This is a genomic window from Streptomyces sp. NPDC018947, from assembly GCF_044390505.1.
Taxonomy (GTDB): domain Bacteria; phylum Actinomycetota; class Actinomycetes; order Streptomycetales; family Streptomycetaceae; genus Streptomyces.
The window spans coordinates 164,466-179,962 of the sequence record NZ_JBIRZD010000014.1 but is presented as its reverse complement, the minus strand read 5'-3'; the positions used below and the strand labels follow the sequence as shown (position 1 = coordinate 179,962).

General features: G+C 72.1%; 16 protein-coding genes. 12 read left to right on the top strand and 4 right to left on the bottom strand.

Annotated features, from left to right (window positions below):
- Nucleotides 1-3 precede the first annotated feature (3 nt).
- Complete coding sequence (locus ACH499_RS25645) at nt 4-591, bottom strand: pyridoxamine 5'-phosphate oxidase family protein (RefSeq protein ID WP_399018569.1); 588 nt, start codon at nt 589-591, stop codon at nt 4-6.
- Nucleotides 592-709: 118 nt separating this feature from the next.
- Here ACH499_RS25645 and argH point away from each other — a divergent pair, with 118 nt between their 5' ends.
- The 4 genes from argH to ACH499_RS25625 all read left to right on the top strand — a co-directional run bounded on the left by argH (nt 710) and on the right by ACH499_RS25625 (nt 5,368).
- On the top strand, nt 710-2,143 hold the full coding sequence (gene argH, locus ACH499_RS25640) for an argininosuccinate lyase (protein ID WP_399018567.1): 1,434 nt from the start codon (nt 710-712) through the stop codon (nt 2,141-2,143).
- Nucleotides 2,144-2,230: 87 nt separating this feature from the next.
- A complete protein-coding gene (locus ACH499_RS25635; RefSeq protein ID WP_356199453.1) occupies nt 2,231-3,202 on the top strand; it encodes an aldo/keto reductase in 972 nt (323 codons plus the stop codon).
- Between the two features lie 84 nt (nt 3,203-3,286).
- Nucleotides 3,287-3,832 carry a helix-turn-helix domain-containing protein gene (locus ACH499_RS25630; RefSeq protein ID WP_356199451.1) on the top strand — a complete coding sequence of 182 codons (546 nt, stop codon included), beginning with the start codon at nt 3,287-3,289 and terminating at the stop codon, nt 3,830-3,832.
- Nucleotides 3,833-3,835: 3 nt separating this feature from the next.
- Nucleotides 3,836-5,368, top strand: coding sequence for an MFS transporter (locus ACH499_RS25625; protein WP_356199449.1), 1,533 nt, complete (start codon nt 3,836-3,838; stop codon nt 5,366-5,368).
- A gap of 69 nt (nt 5,369-5,437) precedes the next feature.
- Here the strand turns inward: ACH499_RS25625 and ACH499_RS25620 are convergent, their stop codons facing one another.
- Complete coding sequence (locus ACH499_RS25620; protein ID WP_356199447.1) at nt 5,438-6,109, bottom strand: lysophospholipid acyltransferase family protein; 672 nt, start codon at nt 6,107-6,109, stop codon at nt 5,438-5,440.
- Between the two features lie 504 nt (nt 6,110-6,613).
- On the opposite strand from ACH499_RS25620, the gene ACH499_RS25615 reads away from it, so the two are divergent.
- The 3 genes from ACH499_RS25615 to ACH499_RS25605 all read left to right on the top strand — a co-directional run bounded on the left by ACH499_RS25615 (nt 6,614) and on the right by ACH499_RS25605 (nt 8,917).
- Nucleotides 6,614-7,792, top strand: a complete 1,179-nt coding sequence (locus ACH499_RS25615; protein ID WP_356199445.1) for a glycerophosphodiester phosphodiesterase — start codon at nt 6,614-6,616, stop codon at nt 7,790-7,792.
- Between the two features lie 75 nt (nt 7,793-7,867).
- Entirely contained in the window at nt 7,868-8,362 is a 495-nt protein-coding gene (locus ACH499_RS25610) for a sigma-70 family RNA polymerase sigma factor (RefSeq protein ID WP_399018563.1), read from the top strand.
- A gap of 57 nt (nt 8,363-8,419) precedes the next feature.
- The gene (locus ACH499_RS25605; protein WP_356199567.1) at nt 8,420-8,917 is read left to right on the top strand and encodes a GNAT family N-acetyltransferase; all 498 of its coding nucleotides are present in this window, start codon (nt 8,420-8,422) and stop codon (nt 8,915-8,917) included.
- A gap of 67 nt (nt 8,918-8,984) precedes the next feature.
- Here ACH499_RS25605 and ACH499_RS25600 read toward each other — a convergent pair whose 3' ends face one another.
- Entirely contained in the window at nt 8,985-9,413 is a 429-nt protein-coding gene (locus tag ACH499_RS25600; protein ID WP_356199441.1) for a hypothetical protein, read from the bottom strand.
- A 1-nt stretch (nt 9,414) separates the two neighbouring features.
- Nucleotides 9,415-9,774 (bottom strand): hypothetical protein, encoded by a 360-nt coding sequence (locus tag ACH499_RS25595; protein WP_399018559.1) that lies wholly within the window; start codon nt 9,772-9,774, stop codon nt 9,415-9,417.
- A gap of 652 nt (nt 9,775-10,426) precedes the next feature.
- Between ACH499_RS25595 and ACH499_RS25590 the strand changes: the two genes are divergently transcribed.
- The 5 genes from ACH499_RS25590 (at nt 10,427) to cbiE (ending at nt 15,211) form a co-directional block, all read left to right on the top strand.
- On the top strand, nt 10,427-11,473 hold the full coding sequence (locus ACH499_RS25590; protein WP_399018557.1) for a methionine ABC transporter ATP-binding protein: 1,047 nt from the start codon (nt 10,427-10,429) through the stop codon (nt 11,471-11,473).
- Complete coding sequence (locus tag ACH499_RS25585; protein ID WP_356199436.1) at nt 11,470-12,207, top strand: methionine ABC transporter permease; 738 nt, start codon at nt 11,470-11,472, stop codon at nt 12,205-12,207. Before ACH499_RS25590 ends, ACH499_RS25585 begins: the two co-directional genes overlap by 4 nt.
- Nucleotides 12,208-12,282: 75 nt before the next feature.
- Complete coding sequence (locus tag ACH499_RS25580) at nt 12,283-13,110, top strand: MetQ/NlpA family ABC transporter substrate-binding protein (protein ID WP_356199434.1); 828 nt, start codon at nt 12,283-12,285, stop codon at nt 13,108-13,110.
- Between the two features lie 127 nt (nt 13,111-13,237).
- Entirely contained in the window at nt 13,238-13,876 is a 639-nt protein-coding gene (locus ACH499_RS25575) for a GNAT family N-acetyltransferase (protein WP_356199432.1), read from the top strand.
- A 114-nt stretch (nt 13,877-13,990) separates the two neighbouring features.
- Entirely contained in the window at nt 13,991-15,211 is a 1,221-nt protein-coding gene (gene cbiE, locus ACH499_RS25570) for a precorrin-6y C5,15-methyltransferase (decarboxylating) subunit CbiE (RefSeq protein WP_356199430.1), read from the top strand.
- The last annotated feature ends 286 nt before the right edge of the window (nt 15,212-15,497 follow it).

Sequence of the window (15,497 nt, the reverse complement as noted above, 5' to 3'; positions counted from 1 at the left end):
GGCTCAGACGCTGGACGGGGGCAGCGGCAGCGGCAGCCCGGGTAGTCCGTCCAGGCTGGTGGCCACGTGCTCCTTCTTGGCGAAGTACGCGCCGAGCGAGGCGTCGTCCTCCCGCGCGAACCGCTTGCCGTGCAGGTCCCGGTCGCTCTCGTACGCCATGAAGGGGACGGCGTACCCGCAGGTGTCGCGGATGAGCTCGGCGGTCACCACGATGACGGCGCGCAGCCCGTGCTCGCGGGGGTCGATGTCCGGGAAGCGGGTGAGCAGTTCCGGGAAGCGCGGGTCGTCGCGGAAGACCGGCTCGCCGCGGCCGTGCACCCGGACGATGTTCGGCGGGCCCTGGAAGGCGCACCACATCAGGGTGATCCGCCCGTTCTCCCGCAGATGCGCGATCGTCTCGGCGTTGGAGCCGGCGAAATCGAGGTAGGCGACGGTCAGGTCGTCCAGCACGGCGAAACTGCCGGCGAGGCCCTTGGGAGAGAGGTTGACCGTGCCGTCGGCCGCCAGCGGGGCGGTGGCGGTGAAGAAGAGGGGCTGCGCCTCGATGAAGGTGCGGAGTCTGCCGTCTATGCGCTCATAGGTCTTTCCCATGTCCGACGATTATGGGTGTACCGGGCATGACACGCCCTACCGTCCACTGGATTGACGAATCATGCAGAGTTCTGCATACTCATGCAGGCCAGTGATTGCACGGTGAGGAGCGACACAAGTGAGCAGCAACAACGGTGACGTACGGCTCTGGGGCGGCCGTTTCGCCGACGGTCCCGCCGAGGCCCTGGCGAAGCTGTCCGCGTCCGTCCACTTCGACTGGCGGCTCGCCCCCTACGACATCGCCGGCTCGCGTGCCCACGCGCGCGTGCTGCACAAGGCCGGTCTGCTCACCGAGGACGAGCTGACCCGGATGATCGCCGGGCTCGACCGGCTCGAGGCGGACGTCGCGTCGGGCGACTTCACCGGCACCATCGCCGACGAGGACGTCCACACCGCCCTGGAGCGCGGCCTGCTGGAGCGGCTCGGCCCCGACCTCGGCGGCAAGCTGCGCGCCGGCCGGTCCCGCAACGACCAGGTCGCCACCCTCTTCCGCATGTACCTGCGCGACCACGCCCGGGTCATCGGCGGGCTGATCGCCGACCTCCAGGACGCCCTGGTCGGCCTCGCCGAGGCCCACCCGGACGTGGCGATGCCCGGGCGCACCCACCTCCAGCACGCCCAGCCGGTGCTCTTCGCCCACCACGTCCTCGCCCACGCCCAGGCGCTCGGCCGGGACGCGGAGCGGCTGCGCCAGTGGGACGAGCGGACGGCCGTGTCGCCGTACGGCTCGGGCGCCCTGGCCGGATCGTCGCTCGGCCTGGACCCGGAGGCGGTCGCCGCGGACCTCGGCTTCGAGCACGGCAGCGTCGGCAACTCCATCGACGGCACGGCCTCCCGCGACTTCGTCGCCGAGTTCGCCTTCATCACCGCGATGATCGGGGTGAACGTCTCCCGGATCGCCGAGGAGATCATCATCTGGAACACGAAGGAGTTCTCCTTCGTGACCCTGCACGACGCCTTCTCCACCGGCTCGTCGATCATGCCGCAGAAGAAGAACCCGGACATCGCGGAGCTGGCGCGCGGCAAGTCCGGCCGCCTCATCGGCAACCTCACCGGCCTGATGGCCACGCTCAAGGCCCTTCCGCTCGCGTACAACCGCGACCTCCAGGAGGACAAGGAGCCGGTCTTCGACTCCATCGACCAACTGGAGATCCTGCTCCCCGCCTTCACCGGCATGATGGCCACCCTCACCGTGCACCGGGAGCGGATGGAGGAGCTGGCCCCGGCCGGGTTCTCGCTCGCCACCGACATCGCCGATTGGCTGGTCAGGCAGGGTGTGCCCTTCCGTGTCGCGCACGAGGTGGCCGGCGAGTGCGTGAAGGTCGCCGAGGCGGAGGGCAAGGAGCTGGACGAACTGACCGACGCGCAGTTCGCGAAGATCTCCGCCCACCTCACCCCCGAGGTCCGCACCGTGCTCGACGTCCCCGGTGCCCTCGCCTCGCGCAACGGCCGCGGCGGCACGGCGCCGAGCGCGGTCGCCGTCCAGCTCTCCGAGGTGAAGGCGGACGTGGCGGCCCAGCACGAATGGGCCGGAGCGAGGAAGACGGTCTGACGCACCGCACGAACCGGCGCCGAGGCGAAGGTCGTCACGGGTTACGTTGGTCGCAGCCGCACCGGAGCCGACCGAACGGAGCCCGCGATGCCCTTCGCCCGTCTCGCCGCCGCGACGACGCCCACCTGCCACATCGGCCTGGGCCTCGCCGCCGTCGGCCGCCCCGGCTACATCAACCTCGGCAGGGACCGGGACCTCGGAGAGGACCGCAGCGTCGAGACGATGCGCATGCGCACGCACGACCTCCTCGACGCCGCCTACGCGCAGGGCGTCCGGTACTTCGACGTGGCCCGGTCCTACGGTCTGTCGGAGGGGTTCCTCGCCGCCTGGCTGCGCGAGCGGCCCGACGCCGCCGACGTGGTCGTCGGCAGCAAGTGGGGCTACACCTACACGGCCGACTGGTCCACCGACGCCGAACAGCACGAGGTCAAGGACCACGGCGTCGCCACCTACGAGCGCCAGCGCGCCGAGACGGAAGCCCTGCTCGGCGACCGGCTCGACCTCTACCAGATCCACTCGCTGACCCCCGACAGCCCGGCCCTCACCGACAGGGAGCTGCACGCGAAGCTGGCCGAGGCCGCCGCGAGGGGCGTCACCGTGGGCTTCTCGACCAGCGGCCCCGCCCAGGCCGACACCATCCGCGCCGCGCTCGCCGTGACCGTCGGCGGCGAGCCCCTCTTCCGCACCGTCCAGTCGACGTACAACGTGCTGGAGACCTCCGCCGGGCCCGCGCTGGCCGAGGCGCACGAGGCGGGGCTCACCGTGATCGTCAAGGAGGGCATGGCCAACGGGCGGCTGGCCGAGCCGCACGCGCCCGACGTCCTGAAGGCGGTGGCCGAGGAGACGACCCAGGGCTGCGACGCCGTCGCCCTCGCGCTGATCCTGCGCAGTCCCTGGGCCGGGGTGGTGCTGTCCGGCGCCGCCACCGTGGCCCAGCTCGGCTCCAACCTGCACGCGGCCGTCGTCGACCTCGACGACGACCAGGTGGCACGCCTCGGTGCCCTCGCCGAGGACCCGCACGCCTACTGGGAGCGGCGCGGCCGGCTTCCCTGGCACTGAGCACCCCCTCGGTGACCCACCTCCTTGTGAGTCACCCATGCCCTGCGTGAGACAATAATGTCTCATGTGGGCTATCGTTGTGTCATGGCTGTCGACCGAGAACAGGTACTGCGCAGCGCCGCGGCCCTGCTGACCCGCAGAGCCACCGCGACGATGGACGAGGTCGCGCGGGCGGCCGGGATCAGCCGCGCCACGCTGCACCGCCACTTCGCCGGGCGCGACGCCCTGGTCCGGGCGCTCGAGGCGCTCGGCATCGCCGAGTGCGAGGCGGCCATGGACGCGGCCCGTCCCGACGAGGGGCCGGCGGCCGACGCGGTGCGCCGGCTGGTGCGCGAGATGGAGCCCGCCGCCGGACTGCTGGCCTTCCTCTACACGGAGAACCAGCTCTTCGAGGGCGAGCAGCAGAACGAGGGCTGGGCCCGCATCGACGCCCGGCTCACCGAGCTGTTCCGCCGGGGCCAGGAGAACGGCGAGTTCCGCATCGACCTCACCCCGGCCTGGCTCACCGAGGCGCTCTACGGCCTGCTGGCCTCCGGCGCCTGGGCGGTGACCGAGGGCCGCGTGGCCCGCAACGACTTCACCCACATGATCGTCGAGCTGCTGCTCGGCGGCGCACTTCGGAGAGAGTGAACCATGACCCGCACCCTGCGGACGGCGCAGCCCACCGAGGCGGTCAGGCGCCCCGGTCGCTGGCTGGCGCTGTCCGTCCTCGTGCTGGCCGTACTGCTGGTGGCCGTCGACGCGACCGTCCTCGGCCTCGCGACCCCCTACATCAGCGAGGACCTCGCCCCCTCCGGCACCCAGCTCCTGTGGATCGGCGACGTCTACTCCTTCGTCATCGCCGGTCTGCTGGTCACCATGGGCAGCCTCGGCGACCGCATCGGCCGCAAGCGGATCCTGCTCCTCGGCGCCACGGCGTTCGGCGCGATATCGGTCCTCAACGCCTACGCGCACACGCCCGAGGTGATGATCCTCGCCCGGGCCCTGCTGGGCGTCGCGGGCGCCACCCTGATGCCCGCCACCCTCGCCCTGATCCGCAACCTCTTCCACGACCCGCGCGAACGCAGCCTCGCCGTCGGTATCTGGGGCGCCACCGCCTCCGCGGGCACGGCGGTCGGCCCGATCGTGGGCGGCTTCCTGCTGGAGCACTTCTGGTGGGGCTCGGTCTTCCTGATCAACCTGCCCGTCATGGCCGTCCTGGTCCTCGTCGGCGTCAAGCTGCTGCCCGAGTCCCGCAATCCCCACCCCGGCCCGTGGGACCCGGCCAGCGTCGTCCTGTCCCTGGTCGGCGTCGTCGGCATCGTGTACGCCGTCAAGGAGGCCGCCACGCACGGCTTCGCGTGGGCCACGCTCGCCGCGGGCCTGCTGGGCGCCGCCGCGGTGTACGGCTTCGTCCGCCGCCAGCTCACCATGCCGGTCCCGCTGCTCGACATGCGGCTGTTCCGCAGCAGGGGCTTCAGCGGCGCCGTGCTGGCCGACCTGCTGACCATCCTCGGTCTGTCCGGACTGGTGTTCTTCCTCTCCCAGTACCTGCAACTCGTACAGGGCAGGCGGCCGTTCGAGGCGGGGCTCGCGGAACTGCCCGCCGCGATCGGCGCGGTGGTGGCCGGACTGATCGCGGGCCGTGTCGCCCGCCGCTTCTCCGTGCGCGCCGTGGTCTCCGGCGGGCTCGCGGCCGTCGGCCTCGCGCTCGCCGTGCTCACCGTCATCGACCAGCACACCGGCTATCCGCTGCTCGGCACGGCCCTGCTGGTGGTCGGCGTCGGCGCCGGGTTCTCGTTCACCGTCACCGCCGACGTGATCCTCTCCAGCGTGCCGGGGGAGCAGGCCGGCGCCGCCTCCGCGGTCTCCGAGACGGCCTACGAACTCGGCGCCGCCCTCGGCATCGCGCTCCTCGGCTCCGTCGTGACCGGCGTGTACCGGGACTTCACCGGCCCGGCGGGCACCCCGGCCGCGGCCCACGAGTCGCTGGGCGGGGCGGTCGAGGCCGCCGCGGAACTCCCCGCGCACTCGGCCGCGGCGCTGCTCGACGCCGCCCGCCAGTCCTTCGTCGACGGGCTCACCCTCGCGTCGGGCGTCGGCGCGGCGGTGCTGCTGGCGGCCGCGGGCGCGGCGTGGTTCCTGCTGCGCGGCCAGCGCCTGGACGACGGCGCCGGGCACCCGTAGCCCCGGAAAGACACCGGGGGCGGGCCGCTGTTCGGGCGGCCCGCCCCCGGTCGGTGCGTCAGCGCGGTGTCACGCGGCCTTCGCCTTGCTGGCGTACATGTCCACGTACTCCTGGCCGGACAGCCGCATGACCTCGGTCATCACGGAGTCGGTCACGGCCCGCAGGACGTAGCGGTCGCGGTCCATGCCCTCGTAGCGGGAGAACTCCATCGCCTCGCCGAAGCGCACCGTGACCTTGCCCGGCCGGGGCAGGCCCGCGCCGCCCGGCTGGAGCTTGTCGGTGCCGATCATGGCGAACGGGACGACGGGGGCGCCCGTCATCAGGGTGAGGCGGGCGATGCCGGTGCGGCCGCGGTAGAGGCGGCCGTCGGGGGAGCGGGTGCCCTCCGGGTAGATGCCGAAGATCCGGCCCTCGTCCAGCACCCGGCGCCCGGTCATCAGCGCCGCGACACCGCCCCGGCCGCCGTCGCGGTCGACCGGGATCATGCCGACGCCGGTGAAGAACCAGGCCATCAGCCGGCCCTTGAAGCCCTTGCCGGTGACGTACTCGTCCTTGCCGATGAAGAAGACCTGCCGGTCGCAGACGAGCGGAAGGATCATCGAGTCGATGAACGTGAGGTGATTGCCGGCCAGGATCACGGGACCGTCGCCCGGGATGTTCTCCACGCCCTCCACCTGTGGGCGGAACATCAGGCGCATGATCGGACCGAGCACTGCCTTGATGAGCGCGAAGCGGGACAACGGGCCCTCCGGTGTCGGGGATGCGGTATGTGTCTGTGCAGGTGAGGACATTACTCGCGGCCGAGGGGGTCGCGCACGTCGGGTTGACCGAGCCATTGCCCGGTGTTGACGCGTGTTCACCTGCGGTGCAGGGCGCGGCGCGGCCGCGGCGCGGACCCGGGGGATGTGAGGCAACTCGCGTCCGCACGGCTCCGCGGGGACCGGCGTCGCCGCCCCTCGGGGCGCCGGCACCGCCCCGGATCGAAGCACGCGCGAGGCGCGAACCGCGTGAGGCGCGCCGTCGGCACGTGCCCCGGGTCACCGGCCCCGCGGCCCGGCTCCGGCGTCCGCCTACCCCGGCACCGGCGTCGCAAGCCGACGGCAGGTCATACATCCCGTCCCACCTGCCCCTCCACCCCCGTCCGACATCCAGGGTCACCTCCGTATTCGGTACGCGGTCTCCCGCTGGTCATGTACGCGCCCCTACGATCGGCCCGCACTGACGGTCGAGAGCGGGAGGGCCCCATGGGAACGCAGGAGTCGGACGAGCGGACGGGCGGCACCGGACGGCGGGCGCTTCTGGGCGCGGCGGTGCTCGGTGCGGGCGGAGCCGTACTGGGCCTGTCCGGCACGGCGAGAGCCGCCGACGCCCGGCGCGGCGGGCAGGGCGGGCGCGGCGGGCTGAAGGGCCTGCCCGTCCCGACGGTCATCGGCCACCGCGGCGCCAGCGGCTACCGGCCCGAGCACACCTTCGGCGCCTACGAACTGGCCCTGGACATGGGCGCCGACATCGTCGAGGCCGGCGACCTGGTCCCCACCAGGGACGGCCACCTCGTCTGCCGCCACGAACCGGAGATCGGCGGCACCACGGACGTCGCCGAGCACCCCGAGTTCGCCGACCGCAGGCGCACCAAGCTGCTCGACGGCGTCTCCACCACCGGCTGGTTCACCGAGGACTTCACGCTCGCCGAGCTGAAGACGCTGCGCGCCACCGAGCGCATCCCGGCCAACCGCCCGCACAACACCCTCTACAACGGGCGCTGGGACATCCCCACCTTCGAGGAGGTGCTCCGCTGGCAGGACGAGCAGACCCGCAAGCGCGGCAAGCAGGTCTGGATCTACCCCGAGCTGAAGCACCCCACGTACTTCCGGGGGCTCGGCCTCGCCACCGAGGAGCGCCTCGCCCGGCTGCTGCGCGCCCACGGCAAGGACAAGAAGCACTCGCCGGTCATCATCCAGTCCTTCGAGCCCACCAGCATCCAGCGGATGAACAAGCTCGTCGGCAACCCCCTCGCCGTGCTGCTCTCGGGCGCCAGGACCCGCCCCTGGGACTTCGTCGAGAGCGGCGACCCCCGCACGGTCGCCGACCTGATCACGCCGCGGGGCCTGGAGGAGATCGCCTCCTACGCCCAGGGCATCGGCCCCACCCTCGACCTGATCATCCCGAAGGACTCGGCCGGCAGGCTCACCCGGCCCACCACCCTCGTCGCCGACGCGCACCGGGCGGGCCTGATCCTGCACCCGTACACCATGCGCAACGAAAACCCCTTCCTGCCCGCGGACTTCCGCAAGGGCACGGACCCCGACGCCTACGGCGACGCCTTCGGGGCCTTCCGGGCCTACTTCGCCACCGGCATCGACGGTGTCTTCACCGACCAGCCGGACACGGGCGTCCTGGCCCGCGACGCGTTCGTCAACTCCTGAGTGATATCCACCCTTTGGGGTGACCTTCGGCTGCCCCGGGCAACCGCCGCCCGGGGCAGCCGCGTCGCACCGAATATGACGCACGACCTGGTCGCCACCCTGCGGCCGCTGCTCACCGCGGAGGCCTCGGCCGAGGCATATGCCTCCGGAGCCGACCCCGGCGACCTGGAACAGGCGGTCTGGTTAAGGCTCCTGGAGCGCCTGGAGGCCGACGGCCCGCCCCACGACCCGCACCGCTGGCTGCGCAGCGCCGTCCGCATGGAGGCCCGCCGCTGCCGCCGCACGACCCGCGCCGAGCGGCCGTACGCGGCCGAACCCGCCGACGCCGTCGAGCGCGAGCCCGAGCAACTGGCCCTCACCGCGGCCCGCCACCGTGCCCTGCACGACGCGGTGCGCAGGCTGCCCGGCCGCTGCCCCCGGCTGATGCAGGCCCTGCTGTCGCCGAGAGACCTCACATACCGGGAGATCGCGGGGGAGTTGGGTATCTCACAGGGCAGTCTTGGGCCGGAACGCTCCAGATGTCTGGGTTGTCTTCGCCGATTGCTGACGCCGGAGGTTGCGGCCCGCTGACGGCGGGGATAGGAGTGGGGGACCACAGGTGATCAGGTGAGCGGGAGGCATGCGCACATGGGCATGAGCGTGACCATCTCGGCGGCGACCGAGCGGGATGCCGAGCAGATCTTCCGGTTGCAGTACCTCTGCTTCCAGAGCGAAGCGGCGCTGTACGGCAACTACAGCATCGACCCGCTCGTCCAGACCCTCGACTCCGTGCGCGAAGAGGTCGCCGCCGACTGCGTCTTCGTGGCGCGGCTCGGCGACGAGGTCGTCGGTTCGGTCCGGGGGCGGGTGACCGAGGACGGGGCCGCCTCCATCGGCAAACTCTGCGTCCACCCCCGCCTCCAGGGACACGGCATCGGCGCCCGGCTGCTCAAGGCCGCCGAGTCCGCCCTCGCCGAGGAGCGCGGCGCCACGCGCTTCCGCCTGCACACCGGCCACCGCAGCGAGGGCAACCTGAGCCTGTACCGGCGGGTCGGCTACGAGACGGTCGGCACCGCCGAGGGCGCGGACGGCGTCCCGATGATCGTGCTGGAGAAGGCGGCGGGGACGTACGCGGCCACCGCGTGACGGAACCCCGGCGGCAGGCGGGGCACGGCGCACGGGTCCGGCGACGCGGCGCGGCCGCCCGACGACGTCAGGCGGCATCCCCCTGAGGGGCGTTGCGGCGCAGCCAGTACAGCGCGGACAACGGCAGCAGCACCGGGATGAACAGATACCCCATGCCGAAGTCGGACCACACGGTCGCGTCGGGGAACACCGACGGCTCGATCAGGGTCCACGTGCCCACGGCCAGCACCCCGACCAGCTCGGCCGCGCAGCACACCACGGCCGCCCGCCGGGCCCTCTCGCCGCCGCGCACCAGGGTGTAGGTGATGAAGCCGTACACGACGCCGGCGACGGCCGACAGCGTGTAGGCGAGCGGTGCCCGGTCGAACTCGGTCGAGATCTGGTACACGGACCGCGACACGGCACCGACGACCATCACGCCGTACAGCCACACCAGCAGGATCCCGGGCCCGCCGGCCAGCCTGGTCCGGGACGCCCTCTCCTCGGTCGCCGCCATCTCAGCCTCCCCAGATGTCGTACAGCCGGACCTCGAGGACGGCGAGGACCACACCGCCCGCGGCGACCGTCAGCGAGCCCCAGCGGCTGCGCTCGGCCAGCGACATGAACGCCGCCGCCGGCACGCAGGCGAAGGCGCCCAGCAGATACGCCACGAAGATGGCCGTGCCCTGGACCGGCTGCTCGCCCCGCGCCAACTGCACGATCCCGACCACGAGCTGGAGCAGGGCCAGCGCCGAGACCACCGCCATGCCGATGAAGTGCCAGTCCTTCGTCGGCTGGTCACGGTAGGCGGCCCAGCCGCACCAGGCGGCGAGGAGCAGCGCGGTGACAGCGGTCACCAGCGTCAGGACGTCGAGCATGCCAGCGACCCTAATACGCCCCGGAAGGCCCGCCGCGCCCGGCCCCGCCCGGCCGGGGCGCGCGGGGACGGCCTCGTGGGGCCTCTCGGGCCCGGACGGGCCGCCGGCACGGCCACCGTGGCGTTGGCCACAACCCGCCGGGCCCGCGCTCTCCACGCGGACCCGGTCGCCGACGGCCTCCCGGCGCCGTCCGCACTGGTCACCGACGGGAGTTCCGGGATCTCCGCCGGGACCGGTCCGCGCCGCCCGCGACCGGTCACTGTCCATCGTTGTCCAGTATCCGGACAGCAGTGGCCGTTCCCGAGAGCCGGTCTGCTTTACTGATCGCATGAGCACCACGAGCGACCGCACCCCTGCGACCGAGGCGACGATGACGCCCGGTGCTCGTTGTATGTGCCGAATGTGCGCCTTCTAGAGGGCCCCCGCACCGTCTGAGCCTCGCGCCCCGAAGCGAGCGCCGCTCCCGCGCGCCCCGAGCCCGCGGCCGAGCCACGCCCCGCGCACACGTTTCTCCCCGGTCCACCCGCCTCGGCGCACCGCCACCGCGAGAACCGTGCCGCGTTCCGAAGGTCCCCCGAGAACCCCGAAGAACAACGCCCCCGTGCCCGGCGCGCACCCCCGCGCCGCGCACTCGACAGTGACGGAAACCCACGTGATCACCACATCGGGCCTCACGAAGGTCTATCGGTCGCACCGCTCCAGCGGCCGCGAGGTCACCGCCCTGGACGGCGTCGACCTGCACGTCCGCGAGGGAGAGGTGTTCGGCGTCATCGGCCAGTCCGGCGCCGGCAAGTCCTCGCTCATCCGCTGCGTCAACCTCCTGGAACGACCCACCTCCGGCACGGTCACCGTCGCCGGACAGGACCTCACCGCCCTGGCCGGCCGCGGCCCCCGCGCCGGCCGGGAACTGCGCCGGGCGCGCAGCCGCATCGGCATGGTCTTCCAGCACTTCAACCTGCTGTCCACGCGGACCGTGCAGGACAACGTCGAACTGCCCCTGGAGATCCTCGGCATCTCCGGGAAGGAACGTTCCCGCAAGGCGCTGGAGCTGCTCGACCTGGTCGGCCTCGCCGACAAGGCCAAGGCGTACCCGGCCCAGCTCTCCGGCGGCCAGAAGCAGCGCGTCGGCATCGCCCGCGCGCTGGCCGGCGACCCCAAGGTGCTGCTGTCCGACGAGGCCACCAGCGCCCTGGACCCGGAGACCACCCGCTCCATCCTCCAGCTCCTGCGCGACCTCAACCGCGAGCTGGGCCTGACCGTCCTGCTCATCACCCACGAGATGGACGTCGTCAAGAGCGTCTGCGACTCGGCCGCCCTGATGGACCGGGGCCGCATCGTCGAGTCCGGCACGGTCGGCGAACTCCTCGCCACCCCGGGCTCCGAACTGGCCGCCGCGCTCTTCCCGGTCGGCGGCGAGGCGACGGGTGACGACCGCACCGTCCTCGACGTCACCTTCCACGGCGAGGCCGCCACCCAGCCCGTCATCTCCCAGCTCTCCCGTACCTACAACATCGACATATCGATCCTCGGCGCCGCCATCGACACCGTCGGCGGCCTCCAGATCGGCCGGATGCGCATCGAACTCCCCGGCCGCTACGAGGACAACGTCGTACCCGTCGGCTTCCTGCGCGAGCAGGGCCTGCAGATCGACGTCGTGAACGACGACCGTCCCGCGCTGGTGAAGGAAGGTGCCAAGTGACCTGGTCCGAGATGCAGCCCCTGCTGGAGCAGGCGTCCTGGGAGACCCTCGTCATGGTCGGCTGGTCCACCCTGATCGCCGTGGCCGCGGGCCTGCCGATCGGCGTCCTGCTCGTCCTCACGGACAAGGGCGGCCTGCTGCAGAACGTCGTGGTCAGCAAGGTCATCGGCCAGATCGTGAACCTCGGCCGCTCGATGCCGTTCATCATCCTGATGGTCGCGCTGATGGGCTTCACCCGCTGGCTCACGGGCACCACCATCGGCAGCGAGGCCGCGATCGTGCCGCTCGCCATCGGCGGCATTCCCTTCTTCGCGCGGCTCGTCGAGACCGCCGTGCGCGAGGTCGACGGAGGGCTCGTCGAGGCCGTCCAGTCCATGGGCGGCAACACCTGGACCATCGTCCGCAAGGTCCTGGTCCCCGAGGCGCTGCCGTCGCTGATCTCCAGCACCACCACCACGGTCATCGCCCTCATCGGCTACTCGGCCATGGCCGGCACCGTGGGCGGCGGCGGCCTCGGCGACCTCGCCGTCCGCGTCGGCTACCAGCGCTTCGAGACCGGCATGATGTGGATCACCGTCGCGCTCCTCGCCGTCGTGATCTCCCTCATCCAGTTCGCCGGCGACTTCGCGGCCCGCTCCCTGCACCGCCGCGGCGGACGCTCGGGCCCCGCGCCCCGGCTCCGGCTGCTCAAGGCCAAGGAGCCCGAGGCCGCCGACGTGAGCAAGGCCGCCTGACGCGCCGCTCACCCTCCCGAAAACTCCCCGTTCCACCCGATACGGGGTCGCACCACCTCAGGAAAGGCACTTTTCGTGCGTAACACCGCCAAGATCACCACCGCCGTCCTCGCCGCCGGAGCCGTCACGTTCGGCCTGACCGCCTGCGGCTCGGACAAGGACGCCGCCGCAGACACCTCCGGCCCGCTCGTCGTCGCCGCCAGCCCCACCCCGCACGCCGAGATCCTCAACTACATCAAGGACAACCTGGCGAAGAAGGAGGGCCTCGACCTCCAGGTCAAGGAGGTCAGCGACTACGTCACGCCGAACACCTCGACGGAGGACGGCTCGGTGGGCGCGAACTTCTTCCAGACCAAGCCGTACCTCGACGACTTCAACAAGAAGCGCGGCACCCACATCGTGCCCGTCGTGGACGTGCACCTGGAGCCCCTCGGCCTCTACTCCCACAAGGTCAAGAAGGCCGACGACCTGAAGAGCGGTGCGACCGTCGCCGTCCCCAACGACACCGCCAACGAGGCCCGCGCCCTCCAGCTCCTCGCGGCCAACGGGCTGATCACCCTCAAGGACGGCGCCGGCACCGCGGCGACCCCGGCGGACATCACCAAGAACCCGAAGAACCTCAAGTTCAAGGAGCTGGAGGCGGCCCAGACCCCGCGCTCCCTGGACGACGTCGACGCCGCGGTCGTCAACGGCAACTACGCCATCGGCGCCGGCCTCAAGCCCGCCGAGGACGCCCTCGTCCTGGAGACCGCCAAGGGCAACCCGAACAGCAACCTCCTCGCCGTCAAGGAGGGCCAGGAGAACGACCCGCGCGTCAAGAAGCTGGTGAAGCTCCTCACCTCGCCCGAGGTGAAGAAGTTCATCGAGGACAAGTACGACGGCGCCGTCCTCGCCTCCTTCTGATCCGGCCGCTCGCCGCACCAGGGGTCCGCCCGGCAGGAGCGGACCCCGTGGTGCGGTTGAGTGCTTTCATGCTGCATGCTGGGCAGTTCAGCAGACCCTGACGGTCACACAGGTTACGGAGCGGCGCATGACGAGCACCTTCCCCAACATCTCCATCAGCACGGAGCGGTTGGTGCTGCGCCCCCTCGACGAGGACGACGTGCCCGCCCTGGCGGCCATGATGAACGACGAGCAGGTCGCCGCCTGGACCCACGTCCCCCAGCCCTTCACCGAACAGGGCGCCCGCACCTGGATCACCGAGTACGCCCCCGCCGAACGCACCGCCGGCCGCGGACTCGACCTCGCCGTCACCGAGTTCCTCACCCAGCGGCTGGTCGGTGTCGTCCAGCTCACCAAGACCAACTGGCACGTGCGGTCCACCGAGCTGTCGTACATCGTCGCCCCCTGGGCCCGCGGCGAGGGCTACGCCTCCGAGGCCGCGCTCGCCACCGCCCAGTGGCTCTTCGGCGACCAGAAGTTCGAGCGCATCGAGCTGCGCACCGCCGCCGACAACACCGCCTCCCAGCAGGTCGCCCAGAAGATCGGCTGCATCAGCGAGGGCGTCCTGCGCAACGCCTGCATAGCCCGCGCCCGCGCCGACGACGGCACCTGGAACGAGGTGCGCACCGACTTCATCGTGTGGAGCCTGCTGCCCGAGGACATCGAGGGCGCCCAGGAGCGCCTCACCGGCAGCGAGGGCCTCACCACCTTCACCGACTGGCACTGACCTGGAGGACCGCGGCGTCGCCACCACGCCCCGGGCCGACCAGGTACCCTCACGGAGCCCGCCCACGAGCGGATCCGCGACCACCACCTGCGAAGACCCTGGAGACTGACGACGATGGCCGATCGGGTCACGGTGATCGGCTGGGACGGCTCGCCGCTGACCGCCGCCGCACGCGCGGCCCTGGGTGCCGCCACCCTGGTGGCGGGCGCCGCCCATCACCTCGCACTCCCCGAAGTACCGCCCGCCGCCGAACGCGTCCGGCTCGGCAGCGTCGCCCTAGCCGCCCGCCGCATCGCCGCCCACCGCGGCACGGCGGTCGTCCTCGCCGACGGCGACCCCGGATTCTTCGGCGTCGTACGCACCCTGCGCGCCCCCGAGTTCGGCCTCGAGGTCGAGGTCGACCCGGCCGTCTCCTCCGTGGCCGCCGCCTTCGCCCGGGCCGGAATGCCCTGGGACGACGCCCAGGTGGTGGTCGCCCACCCCCGTACGCTGCGGCGCGCCGTGAACATCTGCCGGGCCCACCCCAAGGTCGCGGTCCTCACCTCGCCGGGAGCCGGCCCCGCCGAACTCGGCCTGCTGATGGAGGGCGTGCACCGCACCTTCGTCATCTGCGAGGAACTCGGCACCGCGCGCGAGCAGGTCACCGTCGTCACCTCCGACAAGGCCGCCGACCACACCTGGCGCGACCCCAATGTCGTCATCGTCGTCGGCGGCGTCACCGGACCGGGACCCGCGGCCGACGGGGGCGGCTGGATCGCGGGCCGCGACCCCGCCACCGGACCGCGCGGCTGGTCGCTGCCCGCCGAGGCGTACGGCGGCGGCCTCGGCGAGGGCGAGACCGACCTGCTGCGCACCGCCCAACTGGCCCGGCTCGGACCGCGCCCCGGCGACCTCGTGTGGGACATCGGCTGCGGCAGCGGCGCCTTCGCCACCGAGGCCGCGCGCGGCGGCGCCGCCGTCATCGCCGTCGACCGGGACGCGGACGCCTGCGCCCGTACCGAGGCCACCGCACGGCACTTCGGAGTCCAGCTCCAGACCGTGCACGGCATCGCCCCGCACGTCCTGGAGAACCTCCCCGAACCGGACGTCGTCCGTGTCGGCGGCGGGGGAGCGGCCGTCGTCTCCGCGGTTGCCGACCGCCGGCCGCAGCGCATCGTCTCCCACGCGGCGACCCGCGACGCGGCCGAACTCGTGGGCAGGGACCTGTCGGAGCACGGCTACCGCGTCGAGTGCGCCCTGCTGCAGTCCGTGGGGCTCGACACCCGCGCCTGGACGGAGACGGAGCGGAGCGTCGCGTTCCTGCTCAGCGGGGTGCTCCCCGACCGCAACCCGTGATCGGATCGTCGTACCGCGCGAGGTAGGCTGGCGGATTGTTGTACCGCACTGGGACACCGGACGCTTCGTCGTCCAATGTCCTGAAAACCCGCCAGATTCAGGTGGCGTGTGGTACGGCGCAACCGGAGGACGCGCAAACGTGGCGCAGTCCACAGCGGACCGTCGCGGATCAAGCTGTCGTGACGGGGCAACGACCGCGACAATGCCACTCAATGGCTTTGTCGTCTTTTCCGGCAGGTCGTTCGTGCCGCTGGGCACGCACGCTCGTTCTTCACTACGGGGCGGT

What these genes read in the sequence shown, in the direction of transcription:
- ACH499_RS25625 (WP_356199449.1), top strand. Translation starts at nt 3,836, where the DNA reads ATGACCCGCACCCTGCGGACGGCGCAGCCCACCGAGGCGGTCAGGCGC.
- cbiE (WP_356199430.1), top strand. Translation starts at nt 13,991, where the DNA reads ATGGCCGATCGGGTCACGGTGATCGGCTGGGACGGCTCGCCGCTGACC.
- ACH499_RS25615 (WP_356199445.1), top strand. Translation starts at nt 6,614, where the DNA reads ATGGGAACGCAGGAGTCGGACGAGCGGACGGGCGGCACCGGACGGCGG.
- ACH499_RS25595 (WP_399018559.1), bottom strand. Translation starts at nt 9,774, where the DNA reads ATGCTCGACGTCCTGACGCTGGTGACCGCTGTCACCGCGCTGCTCCTC.
- ACH499_RS25600 (WP_356199441.1), bottom strand. Translation starts at nt 9,413, where the DNA reads ATGGCGGCGACCGAGGAGAGGGCGTCCCGGACCAGGCTGGCCGGCGGG.
- ACH499_RS25645 (WP_399018569.1), bottom strand. Translation starts at nt 591, where the DNA reads ATGGGAAAGACCTATGAGCGCATAGACGGCAGACTCCGCACCTTCATC.
- ACH499_RS25635 (WP_356199453.1), top strand. Translation starts at nt 2,231, where the DNA reads ATGCCCTTCGCCCGTCTCGCCGCCGCGACGACGCCCACCTGCCACATC.
- ACH499_RS25630 (WP_356199451.1), top strand. Translation starts at nt 3,287, where the DNA reads ATGGCTGTCGACCGAGAACAGGTACTGCGCAGCGCCGCGGCCCTGCTG.
- ACH499_RS25575 (WP_356199432.1), top strand. Translation starts at nt 13,238, where the DNA reads ATGACGAGCACCTTCCCCAACATCTCCATCAGCACGGAGCGGTTGGTG.
- ACH499_RS25605 (WP_356199567.1), top strand. Translation starts at nt 8,420, where the DNA reads ATGGGCATGAGCGTGACCATCTCGGCGGCGACCGAGCGGGATGCCGAG.
- ACH499_RS25610 (WP_399018563.1), top strand. Translation starts at nt 7,868, where the DNA reads ATGACGCACGACCTGGTCGCCACCCTGCGGCCGCTGCTCACCGCGGAG.